The following is a 22,896-nucleotide window of genomic DNA, read 5'->3' on the forward strand; positions in this document are numbered from 1 at the left end:
ATCACTGCTTGGAATCGGCTTCGGATGCCGTGGACACTGGCTCCAGCCATCCATCCACGCTTCCGGCGAGTTTCCAATCGGGCGCAATTGGAATCTGCAGGTGAGTCAACGCGAGAGCGACCAGATCCACCGTCGCGGGGAGTGCTGATCCAACAGGTCGATCAACCTGGGCACCCTTCTTTGCAGAAGCTCCACTGACGATCATCGGCACCGTGTAGACATTCGGATTTTCGCGTCCGCCTCCGTGCCCGGTTCCTTCGCCACCATGGTCCGTGCTCACCAGAATCAACCAGTCCTCAGCGGAGTAAGTTTGTCGTTGCTTAACTGCTTCGAGCAGTTCACCCACCATCCGGTCAACGTTCTCAATGGCGGCGACATAAGGTGGCACGCTGGGATGAAAACCATACGAGTGGCCGGTTTCGTCTGTCGACCCAAAGTAAATGAACGTCCAATCAGCGTCATCGTTCTGCAAGACAGGGATTGCCGACCAAGCCAGTGACTGGTCCGCTGCTGTCCAGACAGTCGAAGCGGTGGCATTCTTGCCAGGTGTGACAACGACATCGATGTCCGCATCGGTTGTCACGTGCGTTCTCAATGGTGTCCAACAAAGATAAGAGGCCGTTCTCAAGTTGGGTTTGACTTGCTTGGCCAACGCAAACCCGTGCGGCGCGGCCTTGGCATCGCGTCCCTTGAAAGAGTTGTCGAGCACACCGTGTCGATCCGCCCAAACGCCTGTTAGAAACGTGGTCCAACCCGGCCCGCTGACGGTGTCACTGTCCGTGACATCGTCCGAGGTCACTCGTGTTTCGAGACACAGAGTGCCGTTTTCAGCCAGCGAATCCAAGTGGGGTGTCTTGGCCGCGACGAACGCGTCACGACGCAAACCATCGATGCCGATGGTCAACACCTTGGGCTCGCCAGCACTCAAGATCCCCGCAAGCAAGGAAGCCGAACATACCCAAGCAACGCCAACTGAACTCAAACGCAACCAATTCATAAACCGACCGTGTGGTGTGATCTGGATTGTCGAAACTGAAAGTCGGCGTCACCATAATCCAATGAAAGCTATCAAACAAATACGGAAGGTCGTTCGCTATCGAGGCGATGTGCAGGGAATTGGATTCCGAGCCAACGCGATTCATCAAGGACGCGGTCTCAACGTGGCCGGCTTCGTTCGCAACGAACCCGACGGAGACGTCCTTCTGGACGTGCAAGGGCCGGAAAAAGACGTGCGTGAACTGCTTCGCCGGATCGGCGACTCGATGGAAAGAAAGATCAACGAGACGTCGATCGATGACCGCGACCCGCTGCCGGATCGCGAAAAATTCGCCATTCGTTATTGAGAAAGAAACATCAAACGCCAAGGTTCGATGAGCTGAGGAGGGCGAGCATTGAACCCAGCGTATGGCTGGGCTGTTCAATCTTTAGGGTTGCAGCGTTTCTGGCGTGCGCAAGTCTCTGCCTCGCATCAACAAGTCACCTCTCCCTCAGCTTTGCTGGGGGAGAGGTCGAACAGGCCGATGGAGGCCCTGTTCGGGTGAGGGGGCGATTCACAGCAAACCGGCTTTTTGGCCTCGTTTCACACATCGCGTGCCCCCTCACCCGGATCTCGCTGAACGCTCGCTCCGACCTCTCCCCAACTTCGTCGGGGGAGAGGTAACGGCCAAGAAACTGTCCACAAAAACGCTGTGTCAACACCAAAGATTGAACAACCCAGGCTAACGCCCTTCGGCTCACATAACTCAAGACGCTTGTTTGCCGGCTGAACTCGCGGACAGCAACCAACGACTCTCACTTTTTCGACACTCTAAGCAGGTACGCAGGAATGATTGGGTTTCACCTTGTGAGCCGTTTGGGCGTTAGCCCCGGTTTTGCGTGGGAACCGTGGCTAACGCCAAACGGCTCACATACCCGATGACACCTGCGTACCTGCTTAATAATCAATGATCGTCGGAGGATCCGACGCTCTTTCCTCAGCGACCTCAGATGAGGTCCGACCTAAAATTCATCTCCATCACCAACTTTCAAGGTGCTCTCATGAAACGTCTCCTACTTGCCTTCGCTCTTTGTCTTGGGTTATCCGTTTTCGCTTTGCAAGCCTCGCGTGCCGATCAGCCAGCGATTGGAACTCCGCCCGCAAAAATCGATGTCGCTGCTTCCCTTCATCCAGAGTGGAAGGTTCAGTTTGCTCCTGTCCCTGAATTGCTGCGGGTGCACTGTCCGATGATCGCACCCGGCCACGGTTTGGTCGTCGAACAAGTTGTCGAATCCAAAGACGCTCCCTTTCAGCTCCAGCGAGGTGATGTGCTGATGTCTGTCGATGGGAGGCCTGTGTTGGAACGCGAAGGTGCACCGAAGCTGGCTCGAATGACTGTGTTGGTGATGCGGCGCGGCCAGATGACTCCTGTCAGCAGCCCCGCCCAGTCGCAATTCGCTGTGCCTGTTCCGCGAATGAGTCAGTGGGCATTTCCCGGGCGAACAGGGGTGGCGGTGTCCTCGTCCGCCTTTTCTGGCAGCAACGAAAGCGTGTCAGTCAGTCAAAATGGCGATCAAGTTTCGCTGGATTTGGATCTTCCGGATTTGCATCCGGCCCGGCTTCGCTATCAAGGGACACGCGACCAGATCGAAGACGAAGTTCGCAGCAGCAACCTTGCTCCCGCTGTTCGACGCCGCGTCTTGGAAGCGATCGGGCGATAGCCTTGCGGCTTCGCAAAGCGAGTATGCTTTGGCTGTCGTGGGATTGCACCTCCCGACCTCGCTTTCCGTTGTTTCCGTTCTCGTCTGATCGTTGGAGTTTTGTCTCGTGGGCCAACCTGAAAGCGAAGTCTCGATGCTGTTGCAGCAGGTGAAGAACGGCGACGAGGAAGCACGCGAAAAGTTGTTCGTGACGTTGCAGTCCGAACTCAGAGACATGGCCGGTGCCTTGATGCGAGGCGAGCGTCCGGATCACACGTTGCAGGCAACGGCACTGGTCAACGAGGCTTGCGTGCGATTGCTGGACACGGAAGCACTGAAGAACGTTTCCGATCGCCGGTACATGTTCGGGATGGCCAATCGAGCGATGCGGCAGATCTTGATCGATCATGCTCGCCGTCGACGGACCAACAAGCGAGGCGGAGACTACCAGCGAGCTTCGCTGGATGTGGTGCTGGATAACTTCGAAGCCAACAACCGTTGCCAATACGAAGACCTGGAATCAGCGTTGGAAGGATTGGAAGCGACGTCCCCCCGTCAACGCGAAGTCGTCGAGTTGCGGTTCTTTTCCGGACTGACGAACGAAGAGGTCGCCAAGGTGCTGGAAATCAGCGTCGCGACCGTGGAGCGGGATTGGCGATTGGCGCGTGCGAAGCTGTTCGAGCAACTTCGCAATGACGACGAGTAGACTCGGCGGTGGTCCGGCGAAACATCTCGGTGTTCGGCAACTCAGCGATTGAACCGATCAGCGATTGAACAATTCTGCCGGGGTAATCAAGGCTTGCTCGATTTCAGGTTGTTCGGTGTCGGGTGTCTCTTCGCGGCCGTGGCTGCGAGGCGGACGTCCCGAACGCTGCCAAAGTTCGATTTGCTTGCCCTTGGCTTCCCCCAAGCTGTCGCTCATCTCGGACGCACTCTGTTGCGCGTTGGCGAGCAGTCGGGAAACGGAACCCAATCGCGGGTCGGCTCGATTGGACGAAATGTTGGCGATGGATTCCAGTTGCGATTGAGCCAGAGCGAGTTGAGTCTCAAGTTCGATCACTCGGGATTCAGCGTTCTCGACTTCGGTCAACGTTTCTTCATCGAATTCCACGCCTGCGAAGGATCGGATTCCCGCCTCTTGCAAGATTTCGCGAACGGTCGTGGGCGTGAGGAACAATGCCAGCATTGCCAGGACCAAGATCAGTTCTCGGATGGCGGCAAATCCGTCACGCACGGACGCAAAAGTCGAAGGGGTGGGCTCGTCCATGGAAAATCCTTTTCCAATCGATGAAATGGGACAAGCTCTTCTTTCGTGTTTTCCGGTCGTCCGAGTCTAGATCGGTTCGCCGTTTTTGAGCTGGAGGAAGACGTCTCTTCTTTCATCGATTGGCTGTTGGTAGCACCAAAATGGGTAGAATCAACGGCTTTCTCACCCCGACCGTTGGCTGCTGCCATGTCGAACTGGAAACGATTGTCCGTGTTGCCGCTGATGGTCGCGAGTTGCGAGAGGACGTTGAATCGATCGTGGAGTCTGGACGAGGAAGCTTTGGTTTTGTGAAGCCCTGAGCCGTTGCAATTGGATTGGGCTATCCTTGGCAACTTCGAAATGAGTCTTGGGAATTGAAATCAGGAAGGAAGCGAAATTGAAAGAGCGCCTTGGAAATTGGGATCGGTCGGCAAAGTTGGCCTTGGCGGTGGGCTTGGTTTTGGGAGCGGGGAGCATCGCGGTCGGCCAGGAGAACAACACGGCATCGTTTCAGTCCGATTCCATCTTTGCGGGTGAGCTGAGGTTGGTTCAGGAACACGGAGCGGGGGAAGGCCCGGCGTGGCATCCTGAAAAGGGGCTGTTCACCAGCGGCGAGGGAAACATCCATCTGCGAAGCCCCAGCGGTGAATTGTCTGTGTCTCAGACGGACGCCGGTTCGAATGGTTTGATGTTCGATCGAGAGGGCCGGTTGATCGTCTGCGAAGCCGTGCGGAGGCGGATCGTACGATGGGAACTGGACGGCAGCCAAACCGTGCTGGCAGATGGTTTCGAAGGGATGAAGTTCAATCAGCCGAACGATTTGTCGATGGATTCCAGTGGCCGGATCTATTTCACCGACCCGCAGTATGGCAATCGCTCGGCGATGGAATTGGTAGACGATGCGGGCAAGCAAGTCGAAGGCGTCTATCGGATTGATCCCGACGGAACGGTTGCTCGCATCATTGCCCACGAAGTGGACCGACCCAATGGATTGGTGGTCACGGCGGACGATCGGTTTCTGTTTGTGGCCGACAACAACAATGCGTTGGGCGGGGCCAGGAAACTATGGCGTTTTGACTTGAAGGCGGATGGAAGCATCGACCTGAGCAGTCAGACTCGGATCCATGATTGGGGCACGACCCGTGGACCGGATGGAATGAAGCTGGACCAGCAGGGGCGTTTGTTCGTGGCTGCGGGACTCAACCAACCGCATTTGCCACAGGAGACCGCGGAGCAGCCCACGGCAGGCATCTATGTGTTCTCACCGGAAGGCAAGTTGCTCGAGTACCTGCGGATTCCGCGAGACGAGACGACCAACTGTGCATTTGGCGGGAGCGATTTGAAAACGCTCTATGTGACCGCGGGCGGAACGCTTTGGAGCATTCCGACCCACGTTGCCGGCGCTCCGGTTTTCCCGCCCCGTCCGGCCAACTGATTCATTGCGGCCACGAACGAAGTGGCCCGGGATGGATCTGCCATTGAAAAAGCCCCACGTTTCGCAGGGTGCGAAACATTGGGCCTGATGTTGGACGCGGGAGCAGAGATTTCGTGCGAGATCCGTGTTGGATCAATCCTCGCTCAGCGCTCGATCCATTCGTTTTCGCTGTCGCTGACCGGCACGTTGGCTTGGATGAATTTGACGATGTCCGAAGCCGCCGATGGGACCTCACTGATCAAGGCTGGGCCGCTCAGGCTGGTGCTCTCCATTTTGACTTCCAATCCACCGATCTTCAAGCGTTTGCGAAGAGCGGTGATTCGGCCGCCAAGTCGTTCCGCTTCCTCCGCTTCGGGGCTGTCCTTGCCAGCGACGATCATCGTTGGCAGAAGCCCGACGTTGCGATCACGCAAGGTGGAGTCGATTGTCAATCCGTTGAAGTTCTTGATGGGGGAAACGTAGACGAGTGCCTTGACGTCTTGGCCCTGCTTCAAACGGCCGACGCTGGGAAAACCCCAGTCGCGAACGGCCCAGTGAGCAGCCATGATTGCGCCTTCTTGGACACCGACGACAGTCAATGCATTGAGGTTCAGGCGGCCCTCGTTGTTCTCGCCTTTCAGAAACTGCTTGGCTTCTTCCAGGTCATACTGAATGATCGCCTGAATGTCGCGTTTGCCCATGGTGTTGACATTGAAGTCCTTTTTGTCGCCACGAGGTGTCGTGTATTGGCGGCTGTTGCCATGCCCCCGGTACTCCACCAACAACACGGCCAACCCGGCCGAACGCATGGACAGGCAGAGTTTTTGATAGGGCGAGCCTTGGCCTTTCCATTCATGGATCAACAACACGGGAATGGCATTCTTGCCTTCCGTCGACGGGAAGTAGAACGCGGTCAACTCGATGTTGTCTTTGGTGTTGAGTTTGACCGGACGCGGTTTGAGGGCCGGGTCGTCGTCCTTCTTTTTTCGCTGAGCGGAAGCGGGAACGGCCAGCACCGCCGAAATCAAAATGGCGGAGCATCCGATCAGTAGCTTGCGAGTCGATGACGAAGCTTGTGACTGAAAAGCATTTGCGAACATGGGGATGCAGGACTTGGGTGGGAGTCAACGAGGATGAGAGGAGACCTTCATTTTAACCCAAGCCCAACGTGACTGCACTCATCCAATTGGCAATCGTTTTCGACGCGACATCCCTGTGTGTGCGAGCACCAGGAAGGCGATCGCGGTGGCACCGACGTAAAAACCAACGCCCAACGTCTGATAATCGCCAAACAAAATGGCGCCGAGAATCATCCCGTAGACAGGTTCGAGGTTGTTGGCGAAGTTGATCGTGAACACGGAAAGGCGTTTGAGAAGCGACACGTATTCGCTGTAGGCGTAAACCGTGCACACCACCGCCAGGACCAGCAGCCAGGCAAAATCGCTTGGGGAGGGCAGCAGGTCGAGCCCTTGGCCTTCGCTGAGATAAAGTGCGGAGATTGGCAGGCATGCCGCGCAGAAAACGCAGGCGCCGATCATTTCGTACAGCGAGATGACGCGGTGGGGAGTCGTGACGGCAAAGCGGCCGTTCAGGATGGAGAACACCGCCGCGGCCAGCGCAGCGGTGATCGCGATCAGAAATCCGCCGGCGTATTGAAGTTCGCTTTGGAAGATGACGGCGACAGCTGCGATCACCCCCATGCCAAAGATCAAATCCATGCGGCGGAGTTTCCGGCCGCGGATCATCAGGGGCTCGAGCAACGCGGTCCACAACGAGACCGTCGCAATGCCCACCATGCACACCGAAACGTTCGCCACTTTCACCGCGAAAAAGAACAGCACCCAGTGGGCACCGATCAAGCATCCGGTCGCCAGCATGGCGAACGCTCGCCGGGTGGGAACCCGCCACGACCGTCGGACCATCCAGGCCAGCACGACCGATGCAATCGCACTGCGAAACAGCACGATTTCCACGGCCGGCAGTCGAATCAATTCGCCCATGGCGCCCGTGAAGCCCCAGACGAAGACCAGAAAGTGCAACTTCAGGTAGTCGCGAGGTTCACCCAAGTCTTCGTTCAACACATCCCTTTCACATCAGCGACGGAGATCAAAACCAGAAGATTCCACCGGAGATGCTGCGGATTTACAGCAGGTTCAGGATGTCATTGGTGAAGACAAAGATCATCAGCGCCAGCAACGCCAGCACGCCGACAAACGTCAGTCGCATTTCCATCGCTTCGTCGACCTTCTTCCCGCGAATCAGCTCGGCGGTCAGGAAGACCATGTGGCCACCGTCGAGCGCCGGGATTGGCAAGAAGTTCAGGATCGCCAGGTTCATGCTCAGCATTGTCAGGAACATCAGCTGCGCGGACAAACCCTTCTCGGCTTGGTGGCTGGCCATCTGAGCGATTCGAATGGGCCCGCCAACAAATTTGGCTTTCACTTTGCCGCGAACCAACATGCCCAGGAAGCGTCCGACGTCGGCCATCCGGCGTTTGCCTTCGCGAATACCGAGCGCGAGTGCCATGCCCAGCGAATCCGCTTTTTGAATGGATTCCACGGGAGCGAAGTTCAATCCGCGTTCGTACCAGAATCGTTCGGACTGGCGAACGGTCAGGGTTTGCTCGACCACGGTGCCGTTGGGCGGACGCACTGCGGTGACAATGATCTTGGTTCCCAGCGGCAGCAGTTGAACGGTTTCCATCAAATTGCCAAGCGGCATCGATGGTCCGATTTCCCAGCCCTCGGTCAAGGCTTGCATGGCGGTTTCGGACAGCTCGTCCTCGATTGATTCGCGATCCGTGGCGTTGGCGAACTGAACACGAATTTCGCGAAGTTCGTCGCCCGCTAGGATGGTTTCGGTCGAGTTCGCCGTTGTCGCTTCTGCTGCTGGCGACGTGGCATCCCCGCTGGCGAGAATTTCCGATGCGACGGCGGTCGGTTCGTAGGCGAAACCGAGCGAATCAACCGACATCATTTCGCCGAACGCAGACACGGGGGTCATCGTTTGTTCCACGCGTTGCGGTGTCAGCGTCAGTTCGACTTCCTCGCTGGCATTGGCTTCACCGCGTTGCACGGTGATCTTCACGGGTTCGTCGTACTGGACGTCAGCGAGGAGCAATTGATAGGCATCCACGTCGGTGTCGTCGCCGACCGAGACGATTTGATCGCCGACCTGCATGCCGGCTTTTTCAGCCGGTCCGTTTTGCATCAGAGCTTTGATCGGTCCAATTTTGAACTGGATGCCAAAGTCCTTTGCCTGTTGAGGCGGCAAGGTCAGGGAGTGTTCGGTTTCGTCGGTGCGAACCAACCTCAGTTCGATGGGTTGCGACGGCGCGGTGTGAATGCGAGTCAACAAGGGAGTGATCGGCATGATCGCTTCGGGATCGAGCTTTTCCGCATCGAAGCCAATCACTTTGGCTCCCGCGTCGGCATCGGTCACCACGTCGGCGGCGACCGAGTTGGGCATTGCCGGCAGTTCCGGGTACAGCGTGTCGCCAGTGGCACTTTGGATGCCGATCATGCGTCGGTCGGGTTCGATCGGGCTGGCCTGAGTCACCAGCTGATATTCACGCGTGTCTTCGCCGTATTGCAAGCGAACGGGAACCGGGGTCTCAGACGATTCCATGCCGGCTTCCATGATCTTCAACTGCATTTCGCTGAACGGCAGTTGCGAATCATCTTCCAGCGAACCCACGGAAACAACGCGTCCACCAGGCTGGATGCCAGCCTGCCAAGCGGGACCGCCGGGGGTCACGCCGCCAACCACGGCGGGCGTGTAGCCAACCCCGTTGAAAAACGCGAATGCGGCGAACAGCACGCCGGTGATCACATTCATGACCACGCCTGCGCTGATGATGATCATTCGTTGCCAAACGGGTTTGGCCGGGTAGCTGCGAGGATCGAGTTTCTCTTCCGCGTCGGAGGCTTCTCCGCTTTGGCGAATGCGTTGGGCTTCTTCTTCGGCTTTGCGTGGGTCGTCGTCTTGGCCGAGCATCTTCACATACCCACCCAGTGGCAGAATGCCGATTCCGTATTCGGTTTCGCCGTAGGTGAATTTGCCCAGTGTGCGCGGGAACTTGATCGGGCCGATCGAGATGGGGACGTCAAAGCCGACGTAGAACTTCTCGCACTTCACGCCAAATGTCTTGGCGGCGAGAAAGTGTCCGAGTTCGTGGACAAAGATGACCAAGCCGATTCCGAGGGCGACTTGGATCCACAGCCAAGTGGAGAGCAACCAAGCGAGGATGCCGCCGGTGTCTTCGGTGGCCGCCAACAAGGAGGGCAAGAGGGACCAATCAACAGGCAACGACATGAATTCGACGGGGGTGAAAGAGAGTTGAACGGGGGATGCCAGCCCGGCAAACCCACGTTGAAGATATGGTTGGTCGGGCAAACCGGTTCAGTGAACGAGATTGCCCGAGGCGTTTTGATTCAAATTTGAGCCAATTCCCGGGCTCGATCGCGTGCCCAAACGTCTAATTTTAGCAGCCGCTGGAGCGTCGGCGAAGATTCGTGATTGTGATCCAGCAGAGTTCGGCGGCAAATTTCGGGGATGTCAGTAAAACGAATTTGCCGCTTTAGGAACAGGTCGACTGCGGTTTCGTTGGCTGCGTTGACCACCGCACCCGCCGTTCCACCGACGCGAGCGACTTCGAAGCCGAGGGCCAGAGCCGGAAAACGCTCTGGATCGGCGGGGCAAAGCGTCATGTCCCAGCTCTGTGACCGGTCCAGGGCAGGTGCGGGACACGGCAACCGACGTGGGTAGGTCAGGGCGTATTGAATCGGCATCCGCATGTCTGGCGGGCTGACCTGGGCGATCAGGCTGCCGTCTTCGAATTCGACCAGCGAGTGGATCAGCGATTGGGGATGGACAACAACTTCGATTTTGTCCGCGGGAACGTTGAACAACCATTTGGCTTCGATGACTTCGAGAGCCTTGTTCATCATGGAGGCGGAATCGATGGTGATTTTTGCCCCCATTTTCCAGGTTGGATGAGCGAGGGCTTGGTCAATCGTGGCCTCCCGCATCTGCGCGGTTGTCCAGTCACGAAAAGGGCCGCCGCTGGCTGTCAAAATCAGGCGTCGGACACCCGGCCAAGAGGGGGTCGCCGATGAGTTGAGCGATTGGGCTTGGTCGGAGGCCGCGGATCCGGGAGTGGAATTTGGGGACGAAGCCAGCATGGTGGAGTGACTTTGACGCGCTCTTGATTCCGCCAAACACTGAAAAATGGCGGAATGCTCGCTATCGATGGGCAGCAACTCGGCTCCATTGTCCGCTGCCGCTTGCGTCACGACTGGGCCCGCGACCACCAAGGTTTCCTTGTTGGCCAAGGCGACTCGTTTGCCTGCGTGAACGGCGGCGAGAGTGGATTCCAGGCCAGCTCGTCCCACGATGGCGGCAACCACCACATCGACGTCTTTTGCCGTTGCTGCTCGAACCAAGGCATCTGGGCCAACGTCCAATAAACAGCGTTCTGTCAGACGTGAATCGGGTTGCGCGGCCGCTGTTTTGAGTGCCTGGGCGGCTTGTGGTTCATTTTCAGCATTGGAAACGACCACGCTGTGCGGTGCCGTCTGACAACCGTCTGCCAATTGGATCAGGGATTCGATTTGGGAGTGGCCGGACACGCTGGAGACTTCCCAGGCCAATTCAGGATCGCATCGATTCAGGTTTTCAATCACATCCAGCGTGGCAACACCGATGCTTCCGGTCGCACCCAGAACGGCGACACGACTGACCGGGCGGTTGTTCGACCGGAAATCAGGCACCGGGTCCTCGGAGGGGGATTCGGCCGGCACGGTCGGTTCTGATTGGGAGGAGGGGGATGGGGGCAATGTCACAGGAATGATTGTCCAGGGTGTCGGGGCCCGTATCATGGGGGAACGGACCAGCCAGAACAATCCGAATAAGCCATCCAGACGCGTTGCAGAGCCAGATTTTCGGCCTGCAGCGGAGGTGGTGCCTTGGAGAAGTCAGCTGGCAGTAGAAATAGTGGGGCTGTGGCTGAAACAGCCGTCTTCAACGAAACAATGACAATTGGAACGCAATGAGCAACGAACCCAAGTCGAAACGCGGTGGATCGTCCGAGAATCGAGGCGGAGGAAATGTTTGGTTGGTTTTGCTGGCCGTGACCGGCGCAGTCGTGCTGAGTGCGTTCCTTTTCAGTGACAATCGCCGACGTTTGGCCTACCCGCATTTGAAAGAATTGCTGGCGAAGTCAGCGGAGCGGCAGCAGGCGATGGAGTCCCAGCAAGCGATCGCTCCTTCGGATCCGCTCACTGACCCGGCAGAAGGGCTACTGGCCGATCCATCGGATTCGACCGCTGTCGGGGATCCAACGGAGGAATCCGTTGAAGATTCCACCTCGGCAACCGTCGCGAGTTTGATCAACGAAGACCCGGCCAACGAGCCTCCCATCTCAAAAATCGTTGTCCCCAGCAGCACCAAAGAAGACGTGCTGCACGAATTCAGCCGCCTCAGCGACATTCGGGTGGCCGACGATCGCATCACAGGAAAAGTCTATTTCAAGGCGTTCACGCGAAATCATTCCAGCGAGAAAGAACCGGCCGAGGAAGTCCAGTTCCTGACCATTCGGGGGTATCCCAACGACGTGATCGCAGCGGAGCTGGAAACCTTGCTGGAGCAATCTGGTGTCGATTGGGACAACGATCGCCCCAGCCGTTTTCTGGAGAACCATTGGCCTGAGTTGCTGATGATCGGTGTGTTGGTGGCACTCGGGATCGTGATGCTCAAACGCATGGGGGGCGTCGGTTCGCCGATGTCATTCTCGCGCAGTCGCGGCAAGCTGTACAGCGAAGACGATCTGCCAACCACGTTTGAAGATGTGGCAGGAATTGAAGAGGCCGTCGACGAAGTCCGTGAGGTCGTGGACTTCCTCAAAAACAGCGAGAAGTATCAGAGCTTGGGCGGCCGGATTCCCAAAGGTGTCTTGCTTGTCGGACCTCCTGGAACGGGAAAAACGTTGCTGGCCAAGGCGATTGCGGGCGAAGCGGGAGTGCCGTTCTTCAGCCTGTCTGGAAGTGACTTTGTCGAGATGTTCGTTGGTGTGGGTGCGGCCCGCGTTCGTGACATGTTCACCCAAGCCGTCAATCGTGCCCCGTGCATCATCTTCATCGACGAACTCGATGCGCTCGGCAAGAGCCGCAGCGGCAACGCCGTCGGTGGGCATGATGAACGGGAGCAAACGTTGAACGCGTTGCTCGTTGAGATGGACGGTTTCGATTCCAACTCGGGCGTCATCGTCATCGCCGCCACCAACCGTCCGGAGACCTTGGACCCGGCGTTGTTGCGTCCAGGTCGGTTTGACCGACATGTGTTGGTGGACCGTCCCGATGTGGCGGGTCGCGAAGAAATTCTGGCAGTGCATGTCAAAAACGTGAAGCTCGACGAGACCGTTGAACTGAGAAGCATCGCGTCGATCACCAGCGGTTTTGTGGGCGCCGATCTGGCCAACCTGGTCAACGAAGCCGCTTTGTTGGCCGCTCGAAACGGCAAACCCGCCGTGGCAATGGAGGAGTTCAACGAAGCCGTCGAACGTGTCACGGCAGGCTTGGAAAAGAAAAAACGGGTGATGAACGAAGACGAAAAAATCCGCGTCGCCTATCACGAATCGGGCCACGCGCTCGTCGCCGCGGCACTTCCCAACACGGATCCCGTGCACAAAGTCAGCATCATCCCGCGCGGATTGGCCGCGCTGGGGTACATGATGCAGCGTCCGGAATCCGAGCGTTTCCTGATGACCAAGAGCGAGCTTGAAAGCCAGATGAAAGTCATGCTGGCGGGCACGTTGGCGGAGGAAATGATTTTTCAGGACATCAGCACCGGTGCTCAGAACGACCTGGAACGCTGCACCGAAACGGCTCGCAGCATGGTGATGGACTACGGCATGAGCCGGCTTGGCCGAATCAATCTTCGTCGCAACACGCGCAGCCCGTTCCTGGCGGGTTCGGGTGGCGGCGACTACCAGGTCATGCACAGCGATGAGATGGCCAAGATGATCGACAAAGAGGTTTCCCGGATTGTCGAAGACACATTGGCCCAGACTCGAGAGATTCTGGAACAACGTCGTGATGTCTTGGAGGCGGTCACGCAGCGGTTGTTGGAAGTCGAGGCGATCGACAACGAAGAATTGACGCGTTTGATCCAGGAGCACAGTCGCGGACCTTGGTTGGTGCCTGGAACCGTCACGGAGAAACCAAAAGCAAAAATTGTCCCACGCAAAGATTCGGATTCCTCGCAGTCCAATCACTCCTGATTGCGGGTGATTCTCGCCTCCTAAGAGGACCTGGGGGACGCCGCAAAAAGTGTGTTCGATTGGAATTCCGGTCTTTCGAAAAACTTCGAAGTTTTGTTAAAGCCCGATGCGGCAAGCGACGACATGCGTCCGCCTTGCCGTTTTTTCATAGGCAGATGACACGCAATCGGGCGTTCCAAGATGCGATTCAATTGGATGGCGAAGAATACTATCGGGCGGACCTGGGCCGGCCTTTCGGCAGTCACCGCGCTCGGTCTGTTGACTGGTTGCCAGCAAACCAACGGGACCACTGGCGCTCCGATCAGCATGCTTCAGCCCGGTCAGGCTGCGGTTCAGAATCCAACGTTGCCGTCGCTTGGTCCATTTGGTGCCTCGGCTCGTGTCCCGCCGCCAGCGACGGGATCGTACGGTCAAGTCAGCGGAAGCCCGGCAGGGGCGTCCAACTACGCTCCGACGGGGAACTACAACTCCACGTCCGGCAATGTGATCCCGATGAGTCACAACTCCAGCGACACGGTCGGATCCGGAATCGCTCAGGCAGGCGGTGCGATGCCGGGCACGATGTCGCCCATGGCGCAAAATGCGAATCAACAATGGGTGGAAACCAACGCGGTTCAACCCCAGTCAATGATGCCAGCCGCAGCGGATTCTTCCGGTGGCGTTCGCAGCGGCGGGATGCAAGTGATCGACCTGACGGGAGCCCCACCGCCACCGGGCTATGTCCCCCAAGCAACCAACGGCTACTCCAATTCGGCTCCGTATCCATCCGCAAACACGATGGGAACGAACAGCGTCGCCGCTCAAGTGAACGTTGGCACGTCTTCGTTGCCTGGCCAATTGCCGGTCAGCCAGTTGGTGCCCTCGACTTCACCTGCCGTCCAAGCCTTGCAGTGGAACACCGCGTCCGCGCCCGTCCAAGCACCTCAGGATTCATTCCAGGGCAACGTTGGGATGCAGAACAACGGCATGAACGCTGCCTCATCCGGACAAGCCGCTGCCAATCAGCCGAGTTTTTCCACGGCGGATCGGCCCGTTCAGTGGCGTGCCCCAAGTCGTTGAAGTGGATCGGTTCCGCGAAGCAGTTAGGCAGGAATCACTGGGTTTGATCCTGTGAGCCGTTTTGGTGTTCGCCCCGGTTGTGTGTGGGAACCGGGGCGAACGCCAAAAGGCTCACCTACCCGAAAACACCTGCGTACCTGCTGAACGATGTCGTGCAGTTTTGCAGTGCCGTCTTGCGAGCCCCGCCCGCGCGGGACGTTCGAAAAATAAATGGTGGCTGGCGTCTGGGTTTCGCCCCGGATGGGGCCGTCGTCCTTAGCTCGGGGCGGAAGCCCCGAGACACCTCGAATGGCCAACGGCCTTGTTCAACATAGCCAGGAACATCGCCCCTGGAGCAGGAAAGCACCGCCCAATTTTGGCCAACGGCCAAATTCAATTCAAAACGTATGGGTTGATGTTGGCCGTTGGCCAACAATACCGATTGCAAAAGCGCAACTTCAAAACTCACTTGCCACTCCCTGTTCAACGCCGCCGCGCCCGCAAGTCGGCCGCGCGTAGGCCAGGTCCCACCTGGCGCTCGTTCTGTGTCAAACAACACCACCCTCGCGATGAAAGGTGCTCTGAACGCTCCTCGTGGTAGCTGGATTCGCCAGAATTCAGATATGACGATTGGTGCGTCTTCCACTTCTCAAGGCCCCTGTCGCATCAACCACCTCCAACAACCTTGTGACGGACGCGTTGCCGCTCGTAGGCCAGGTCCCACCTGGCACTGGTTCTGTGTCAAACAACACCACCCTCGCGATGAAAGGTGCTCTGGACGCTTCTCGTGGTAGCTGGATTCGCCAGAATTCAGATGTGACGATTGGTGCGGCCTCCACTTCTCAATGCCCCCATCGCATCAACGACCTCCAACAACCTTGCGACGGACGCATTGCCGCTCGTAGGCCAGGTCCCACCTGGCACTGGTTCTTTGGCGACGCTCGAAAAATAAATGGTGGCTGGCATCTCCGTTTCGCCCCGGATGGGGCCGTCGTGCTTAGCTCGGGGCGGAAGCCCCGAGAGACCGATGCCGAAAAACAAACGGTCGCCCCGGATGGGGCCGTCGTAGAAGTTAGGTGGCGTCCCTCGCTCACGCGTCGCGTTGTGATGGACACTCATTTCCGTCGGAGTTTTGAATGACGGCCAAGAACGGCCAACCCACAACAAACTCAACGCGTCCAAACGGAACGGTCGGAAAGCGAGCGTCAAGCAAAAGAACCAGTTCACCCTCCTGGCAGGAGGGTCGAGCAAAGCGAGGGGAGGTCGAACGCAAACACCCCCGTCCATTGAAAACGACACCGTGAGCATTGCAACCAGCCGTCTCACCCCGCCTCAGCCGAGTCCCCCTCCTGCACCAACCGATCCAACGGACTGACCACTTTCGACTCGTTCGGATTCCGCACGTGGGTGTAAATCTCCGTCGTCTTCACATCGTTGTGCCCCAGCAACTGATTCGATCTTCGCCCAACGTTGCTTCTGCTCAGCACTCGCAGGCTTCGAATACATCCCCATCCAAACTCAGCTCCCGCACGTCAACCGTGTCAATCCAATTCGCGTCCTCCAACCTGCCACCTCAGCAAGTCGCTCACCCCGTCGTTTTGCAGCCCAAGAGGCTTAGGCTTCCAGCCTGAGAATCCTCCCTCCCAACCCACAGCGTAAGCGACGCGTGAACAACAAGTGACGATGTTAGCGGTGTGGCGCAAGCCGCCCGGTGAGGAACCGGAGGGCTTGCGCCCTTCCGCTACGTCACTTGTTGTTCACGTGGTTCTAAGCAAGGCCTCACAGCATCTCCTCCTCCTGCCGATCGGGCATAAGCAAATCGGCAGGAAGGATCGGGCAAAACCATGTGAGCCGTTTGGGCGTTGGCCCCGGTTGCACCTGGGAACAGTGGCGTTTGCCATCACAGTCCAAATGCCAAAAGACTCCCGCCGACCTGCATGGAACTCTTCCAAATCGCTCAACCGCAACCTGAATCAGGACCAGCCACCAAAGCTGCCTCACGTGCGTGAACAGGCTGGTGGTCTGTCAAAGTTAAAAGTCAGCGTTGTTCGTAGTGGACGAGGCGACGAGTCCTTGGTTTTGACGCCAGTTCAGGACTCGTCGCCTCGTCCACTACCCTAAAAACAGGGCGAGAAAAGGGGACGGGGGTCATTGTTGGGATGATACGTCTACTTATGACCCCCGTCCCCTTTTCTCGCCCGTCCCCTTTTCTTCGTCGCCGCCGCCGACTGTCGTCGCTCCGCGACTGGGGCCCGTGTTTTGGCACGGATGATCCTTGGGTTGAAACCCAAGGCTGTTCAAGTGCCGTCGCTCCGCGACTCAGAGGCGTGGGGGCGAGACGGCCAAGCCCTCTTGCTAAGAATTGCTCTGGCGGGAAGACGGGCGTTCCACGAGGACGTCCGTTGGGTGTCACCCACCAAACCTCTTTGTCAACGCGGCACGGCATCCGCAGTTGGGGAGGAGCGGAAGGGGGCGATTCGAGGCTGGATCCATCTGGATCGTCAGGCGGATCATCGCGAGAATGCCGACGACACGGCCGGGGTTTCGGAGTCGCAAAGCGACGTCAGGCACCAGCCTTGGACGCAAGTCCCAGAAATCGATTCCTCCGCCGCTCGGTAGTCGCGAAGCGATGGCAGGTGTTGGTCCGGGCGGTGGAACGCCTGCCGTCGCTTTGCGACTGGTGTCTCGGCTCCTCTCGCTGCCCTCGGGCTTGCGTCCGTGCCTTTTGGCTGTCATCGCTTCGCGATTCATGCTGCTCTCCGGGGCAAAGGTTGGTGGATGGCACCATCCGAATTCTCGAGGCAGAAGCCCGCTAAAACGCAGCACCAGAAAGCTGCACAACCGTCGCAGCGGGAGGGGGCGGAAAGCGAGCGTTCAGCGAGATTTCCGGGGGAAGGCAATCCGCGCCGTTTCCCATGCTCGGCCCTCACCCTCGCGTACGCCTGAACGGGGTCGCTCTCCCCAAACTTCGTTGCGGGAGAGGTGGATCGTGCGGCAACCAGCTACAAAGCGGCCGTGATCAACCGGATGACCTTCCCAGGGGGGGCGAAGCCAAGCGGCACGCCCGCTAACAGGGCAAGTTGCATCGGGACCGTGTCAGAAAACGTCGCGTCGATCGCAAACGTTTACGCAGCGTCGATCGCGGATCGCAGGGAACGGCAGAACTCGCCCGCTTCCTCAGCGGCTGCTTGGACAGGATCGGTTCCCGATTCGTTTGCCTTGGCCACCGCAGCGGCTACTCGCCGGACAATCGCGGAGCCAACAATCAAGCCATCAGAAACAGGTGCCAACTGGGCTGCGGTTTCAGGTCCGCTGATTCCGAACCCGATGCAGATCGGCAGTTCGGTTTGTTCACGGAGCCAGCCCACATTGTCAACCAAATCGGCCGGCAACGCGGTTCGTTCACCTGTGATTCCAGTGACGGAAACGTAGTACAGGAAACCGCTGGACAGTTCCGCGATGCGGCATTGGCGGTCTCTTGTCGTGGTGGGTGTGACGAGCTGGATCAGGTCGAAACCTTTTTCCTGGCAAACCTTGCTGAACTCGTCTGCTTCTTCGACCAACAAATCAGGCACGATCGCGCCGCAGTAACCCGCTTGCATGGCTTGCTCGACGTACTTGGCCATTCCGATTCGGTAGATGATGGAATAGCTGACCATCGTCACGCGTGGCATCGCGGCAACATCGGCGTTGTCCGTCAAATGCTGGCCGAGATCCCAGACATGTTGCAGCTTGAACCCCGCGTCGAGTGCACGTTGGTAGGAGGCCTGGATCACCGGTCCATCAGCAATGGGATCGCTGTAGGGGACTCCGATTTCGCAGAGATCGGCACCGGCGCGGCGAGCTGCTGCGATGACGGCTTCTGTTGTGTCAATGTTCGGGTCGCCGGTCGTCAAAAACGGCATCAAGGCTTTGCGGTTCTGACCACGAAGCGATTCAAACAGGTTTTGCAGAGGCGTCATGGATGTCGGATCAACGTCGAAATGGGCGGACGAAACAGGTCTCAGTGAATTCTGCCGCCAAGCCTAGATTCCCGCGTGCGGATCGGCAACCAAGCCGCCACCAAAGACGGGGCGTGTCGGGACGGGATGGAACCGGGGCCAAGGCACCTCGGGCGGCGCTTCTGGCTCGGAGTGAACGCCCCCGGTGATGGGATCCAAGTCCATCGGCAGGGCTCCCTCCATCACCCCCGATCCGACTTGACCGGAGGCACCCTGGTGGGGTGTCCCGGTGCGGTCGCACATGACCCCATGACCGTCGGTGGGGACAATCACGGCACCGTCTTCGATCAGGCTCTGTGTGTGCTGAGCGGCGGTGTGAGGCCGTCCGCGACGCCAATCGCCGAGCAATCCGCCATGATCGTCCGGGTCGTGGGTCCGCTCGCTGGGGACGCCGAGAGCCACACATCCGCTTGTGCAAGCCAGCAATCCAACCAGCAAGCATCGCGTCAGCGAGCGGGCGGTCCAAAGGCGACGGTCATGGCAATGCGAATGTGGCATAGCTCTTGGATCGGTCGGCAGAATCGTTTTCTTTAGAAAAAATTGCCTGACCGGAAAAGTCGTCCGGTGGTGCAGACCAGCGCTCAAGGGAAAAACGCCGCTGTCTTTGCGAGTTCAACGCAGGCCAACCGAGATCAAGTATTCTTGTCGTTGATCTCCATGGCCCACCCCGGTCCGAATCAGCAGTCGGTCGTCGACGGGGACCGGTGTGGCGAAGAGAGAGTCGCCGGTTTTGTTTTCTGCCTTCAGTTCGAATCGATCCTGGCTGGCTTGGAAGACGAAGACGGTGCCGTCTTCGGCCGCAACGTAGATGCGGCCATCGACCAACAACGGCGAGGCGCTGATGCCACCGCCGAACAAACGTGTCCGCCACATTTGTTTGCCGTCCATGGTCCGCCAGCAGTAGGCAACGCCGGTGTCCGCGACGCCGAACAAGTAGTTGGGGATCGTCAGCAGCGATTGTTCGTAGCACTGGACGTTGTTTTCCCACTGCACACTGTTGGAGCTGCCATCGCCCAGGATGCACCAGGTGCCAGCTCTGGGATTTCCGCCACTGGTGATGACGCGGCGGTCGTCCCAAACAACGGTGCCACAGATCGCCTCGGTCGCCGTGTCCACGCCCCAGAGTTCTTTGCCTGTGACGGGATCGTAGGCATTGATCATGTCGGCTCCTGAGATCAGCACCATCGGCTGGCCCCCAATCGTCGCCGCGATCGGCGTGGCAAAGTTCAAATTGGACGGCCGAGCAACTCGCCAAACGTCGCGGCCGGTTTGAGTGTCCAAGGCCGCGAGACAGCTTTCAGGCCCGTCGTACTCTGCTGCGACGACCAGCAGGCCATCCACCAAAATCGGGCTGGCTCCATACCCAAATTGGAATTGCGAAGGCCGAAACGCCGCGACTTTCCTCTGCCAGTTTTGTTTGCCTTCCAAATTCAACGAGGTCACGACGATCGCGTCATCGGTGTGGAAGGAAACGTAAATGTTCTGACCGTCCGAGGCGGGGCTGGGGGAGGCAAACGAATTGTTCGAGTGGATTCGCTCGGGCAGCGTCCCGCGGTGAATGATCCAGTTGTCGACCATCCGTCCATCGGAACGACTGCATTTGATCAGACGCTGGGTTTCATCTTCGGCCACCGCCGTGGTCAGGAAAATATGGTCCCCGACAACGATGGGAGACGAATGCCCGCGACCCGGAATCGCCGTTTTCCAAACAACGTTTTCGCTTCGTTCCAAATCCCAGCGAAGGGGAGCTTCCGCGTCAGCCGGTGCGTGATTGTTGCCTTCCGGGCCTCGCCACTGCAGCCAATCCGCGGCGGCGCAGGTCGAAACCGGCCCCATCGCCCCGCCTGCCAACTGGACCAACCCAGCCCACAACAGCCATGCCAATGGGACGAGCATGCGGTGGAGCGGACGCTGGGGGCACAACATGGGGGCAGATCGATTCATCTTTCAAATCCATTGTCAGAGAAGAGTGCGAGAAGAGACGGTGCAGGCTGATAAATCGCACGTGTTGGAATCGCCGAAGGCGTGCCGCCATTGGAACACCAAAGAAAAAAGGCTCAAGATCCGTTCGGCAGAGTTGAGAACCATTCGGCTCTGTGGGACCCCGATGCGTCAGTTTTGAAGTGCAAGGGAAATCGATTTGAGGGGCTCATCTGCCGGAGCAGCGTCGAAGCGGCTCGATCCGGCCTACCTCGCAAAGCCATCACTCATCCAATCGATGTCCCTCCGAAAGGAGGGAGGTGGAGAGCACTGAGGGGATGAAATTCCATGCTCACCGAGATCGGTGAGCATCTTTTTACCTATCTCGCGATGGAACCATCCTGCTGACAACGGGGTGTCAGTTTGCTCCTGGCAGATCGCCCGCTGGCAGTCCTGCATCGGGTGCGTCGCCAGCAGGCATGCCGCCAGGAAGGTCACCCGGAAGACCAGGGGCTTGATTGCCTGGCAAGCCGAACGTCGGCAAACCACCAGGGCGACGGTCATCTTGGCCAGCGTCTTCGTCACCGTCCAAGAGTTCAACACCAGCCAGTTTGGCCAGGGCAACACGTTGTTCTTCCAGTGATTCCATCCACTTCTTCTTGTCGTCCAACAAGTCATCGTTGATGGCCTCCGCGACGGGACGAACGTCGTCGACCCAGGAGGTCAAGACTTTTTGGTCTTCCTCTGATGCGGCGGAGATCAGACCTGAAGGGGTGTCGGGAATTTCAGCCAGAGGTGAACCAACCGCTCCACGGAGCAATTGTTGCAGCACCGAAGTGATTCGACGTCGGGAAAGTGAAACTTCAGGGGGCTGAGGTTTTGCGGCAGGCATGCGTCCCATCATTCCCATGCCGCCCATGCCCATGCCGCCCATCATGTCGTCCATCCCCATGCCGTCCATCCCCATCCCCATGTCCATGCCATCCATCATGCCGTCCATTTCCATGCCGCCCATCATGGCATCATCCATTCCCATGCCACCCATCCCCATTCCGCCTGCCATGCCACCACCGGCGCGGCTCTTGTCCTTCTTTTTCTTTTTGTCTTCTTTGACACCCAGGAAGGTATCGGGGCTCGGGGGTTGCTTGACGGCCATCGCGCTGGTTCGGTCGAGAGCTTTCAGGCGTTTCAGTTCGGATTCAACTGTGTCGAATGCACGACGTGACCAACTCTTCAGCACACCCTGAGTATCAACGACTTGCCCTTCCAGCTGAGTGTTCATGTCACCCAGTTGCGAAGCCGAATACAACGCGATCAAGTCAGGTTGCTCTTCGTTGGTGCTGATTGAAATCAACTGCTTGCCAAGCGTGGTGTCTTCCGGCGCGCTGACGTAGTGCAGGATATCGACCGCGAAACGTTGCAGGTAAGCATGTGCCTTGGGGTCACGGTCTGCGGGCGCGGGTGCGTCCAGCAAGTCGGTCATCAATTGGGTCAGTTTGGCTTTGTTGTCCGCCGACATGGTTGGAAAGCCGTACATGGCGACTCGGTGAAGCGACTGCAGGGCAGCCGCTCGAACGCCATCGACTTCTTCTTCGTTTTCGTAGAGTCCCACCAGTGTGTCAAACAGCGCTGGGTAGGCGGCTGCCAAAGGCTTGGGTGGCCGGCCGGTGGCTCCGTCATACGGAGCACTGTCGAGCCGCCCCAAAACCAAAACCGCGTTGATACGGGCGGCGGGGATGTAATTGCCTTTGGCGACCTTCGTCATCCCGTTGTAGATGTTCTTCAGGAGATCCGTCTTGCCGGGGTTGTTGATTCGTTGGGCGCCCGAGAGCGATTTCTCGAGCGACGCCAACATCGGTCCCATCTCGTTTAGTTTGTCTTTGCTGACCATGGTGTAGGGAACGATGTGTTCGATGTAGATCATCGCGTTTCGCTTCACATCCGCCGTCAGTTGCTCCGGTTTGCGAGAAGAGGCCAGCGTTTTCGCTGCGCGTTCGTACCCTGAGATCTTTTCAGGCGTCACTGCGGCGGCGGGCAGATTGATCACCTCGTATTGCTGAGCGGAGGCGATTCCGCTGAGCAGCCAACACAACACCATGACCAGACATAGGATCCAAATCCGTTTGGCGCGTTGATGGTTGGAAGCCTGGCCCCCGTTCGCTGAATCCATCTGCGGCGAGTCAATTTGCGCAGCGGCAGCAATTGGGCCAGATGACTTGGACGGGGACGAGGTCGTAGTGGCGTGTCGCAAAGGAACACCTTCGGAGAGAAGAGCACGGCCGAATAGGATCGAAACGCGAACGTTTCGCGGACTTCCATTATT

General features: G+C 58.1%; 16 protein-coding genes. 6 read left to right on the plus strand and 10 right to left on the minus strand.

Annotated features, from left to right (window positions below; translation table 11 throughout):
• Position 1: 1 nt before the first annotated feature.
• Entirely contained in the window at positions 2-997 is a 996-nt protein-coding gene (locus RISK_RS19185) for an alkaline phosphatase family protein (protein ID WP_047815908.1), read from the minus strand.
• A gap of 61 nt (positions 998-1,058) precedes the next feature.
• Here RISK_RS19185 and RISK_RS19190 point away from each other — a divergent pair, with 61 nt between their 5' ends.
• The 3 genes from RISK_RS19190 (at position 1,059) to RISK_RS19200 (ending at position 3,382) form a co-directional block, all read left to right on the plus strand.
• Positions 1,059-1,343 carry an acylphosphatase gene (locus tag RISK_RS19190; protein WP_047815909.1) on the plus strand — a complete coding sequence of 95 codons (285 nt, stop codon included), beginning with the start codon at positions 1,059-1,061 and terminating at the stop codon, positions 1,341-1,343.
• A 694-nt stretch (positions 1,344-2,037) separates the two neighbouring features.
• Positions 2,038-2,697 carry a hypothetical protein gene (locus RISK_RS19195; protein WP_047815965.1) on the plus strand — a complete coding sequence of 220 codons (660 nt, stop codon included), beginning with the start codon at positions 2,038-2,040 and terminating at the stop codon, positions 2,695-2,697.
• Positions 2,698-2,803: 106 nt separating this feature from the next.
• The gene (locus RISK_RS19200) at positions 2,804-3,382 is read left to right on the plus strand and encodes an ECF-type sigma factor (RefSeq protein WP_047815910.1); all 579 of its coding nucleotides are present in this window, start codon (positions 2,804-2,806) and stop codon (positions 3,380-3,382) included.
• Positions 3,383-3,439: 57 nt separating this feature from the next.
• On the opposite strand, the gene RISK_RS19205 is transcribed toward RISK_RS19200, so the two are convergent.
• Positions 3,440-3,943 (minus strand): hypothetical protein, encoded by a 504-nt coding sequence (locus RISK_RS19205; protein WP_047815911.1) that lies wholly within the window; start codon positions 3,941-3,943, stop codon positions 3,440-3,442.
• Positions 3,944-4,319: 376 nt separating this feature from the next.
• On the opposite strand from RISK_RS19205, the gene RISK_RS19210 reads away from it, so the two are divergent.
• Positions 4,320-5,357, plus strand: a complete 1,038-nt coding sequence (locus RISK_RS19210) for an SMP-30/gluconolactonase/LRE family protein (protein ID WP_047815966.1) — start codon at positions 4,320-4,322, stop codon at positions 5,355-5,357.
• A 143-nt stretch (positions 5,358-5,500) separates the two neighbouring features.
• Here RISK_RS19210 and RISK_RS19215 read toward each other — a convergent pair whose 3' ends face one another.
• The 4 genes from RISK_RS19215 to dxr form a co-directional block, all read right to left on the minus strand.
• The gene (locus tag RISK_RS19215) at positions 5,501-6,436 is read right to left on the minus strand and encodes an alpha/beta hydrolase (RefSeq protein ID WP_047815912.1); all 936 of its coding nucleotides are present in this window, start codon (positions 6,434-6,436) and stop codon (positions 5,501-5,503) included.
• 78 nt (positions 6,437-6,514) lie between these two features.
• Positions 6,515-7,414 carry a DMT family transporter gene (locus tag RISK_RS19220; RefSeq protein WP_047815967.1) on the minus strand — a complete coding sequence of 300 codons (900 nt, stop codon included), beginning with the start codon at positions 7,412-7,414 and terminating at the stop codon, positions 6,515-6,517.
• Between the two features lie 64 nt (positions 7,415-7,478).
• The gene (locus RISK_RS19225; protein WP_083435048.1) at positions 7,479-9,731 is read right to left on the minus strand and encodes a site-2 protease family protein; all 2,253 of its coding nucleotides are present in this window, start codon (positions 9,729-9,731) and stop codon (positions 7,479-7,481) included.
• Positions 9,732-9,769: 38 nt separating this feature from the next.
• Positions 9,770-11,137: a 1-deoxy-D-xylulose-5-phosphate reductoisomerase gene (gene dxr, locus RISK_RS19230; RefSeq protein WP_047815914.1), complete on the minus strand. Its 1,368-nt coding sequence runs from the start codon at positions 11,135-11,137 to the stop codon at positions 9,770-9,772.
• Between the two features lie 248 nt (positions 11,138-11,385).
• On the opposite strand from dxr, the gene ftsH reads away from it, so the two are divergent.
• Both ftsH and RISK_RS19240 read left to right on the plus strand, forming a co-directional pair.
• Positions 11,386-13,614, plus strand: coding sequence for an ATP-dependent zinc metalloprotease FtsH (gene ftsH / locus RISK_RS19235; protein ID WP_047815915.1), 2,229 nt, complete (start codon positions 11,386-11,388; stop codon positions 13,612-13,614).
• A gap of 195 nt (positions 13,615-13,809) precedes the next feature.
• On the plus strand, positions 13,810-14,673 hold the full coding sequence (locus tag RISK_RS19240) for a hypothetical protein (protein ID WP_236696461.1): 864 nt from the start codon (positions 13,810-13,812) through the stop codon (positions 14,671-14,673).
• A gap of 3,104 nt (positions 14,674-17,777) precedes the next feature.
• Here the strand turns inward: RISK_RS19240 and trpA are convergent.
• From trpA to RISK_RS19275, 4 genes are all read right to left on the minus strand, one after another.
• Entirely contained in the window at positions 17,778-18,614 is an 837-nt protein-coding gene (gene trpA / locus RISK_RS19260; RefSeq protein WP_047815920.1) for a tryptophan synthase subunit alpha, read from the minus strand.
• Positions 18,615-18,677: 63 nt separating this feature from the next.
• Positions 18,678-19,151: a hypothetical protein gene (locus RISK_RS19265; RefSeq protein WP_047815921.1), complete on the minus strand. Its 474-nt coding sequence runs from the start codon at positions 19,149-19,151 to the stop codon at positions 18,678-18,680.
• Positions 19,152-19,265: 114 nt separating this feature from the next.
• Positions 19,266-20,597, minus strand: coding sequence for an outer membrane protein assembly factor BamB family protein (locus RISK_RS19270; protein WP_102017629.1), 1,332 nt, complete (start codon positions 20,595-20,597; stop codon positions 19,266-19,268).
• Positions 20,598-20,991: 394 nt separating this feature from the next.
• On the minus strand, positions 20,992-22,743 hold the full coding sequence (locus tag RISK_RS19275; RefSeq protein ID WP_236696462.1) for a hypothetical protein: 1,752 nt from the start codon (positions 22,741-22,743) through the stop codon (positions 20,992-20,994).
• Between the last annotated feature and the right edge of the window lie 153 nt (positions 22,744-22,896).

The organism is Rhodopirellula islandica (genome assembly GCF_001027925.1).
Classification (GTDB): Bacteria; Planctomycetota; Planctomycetia; order Pirellulales; family Pirellulaceae; genus Rhodopirellula; species Rhodopirellula islandica.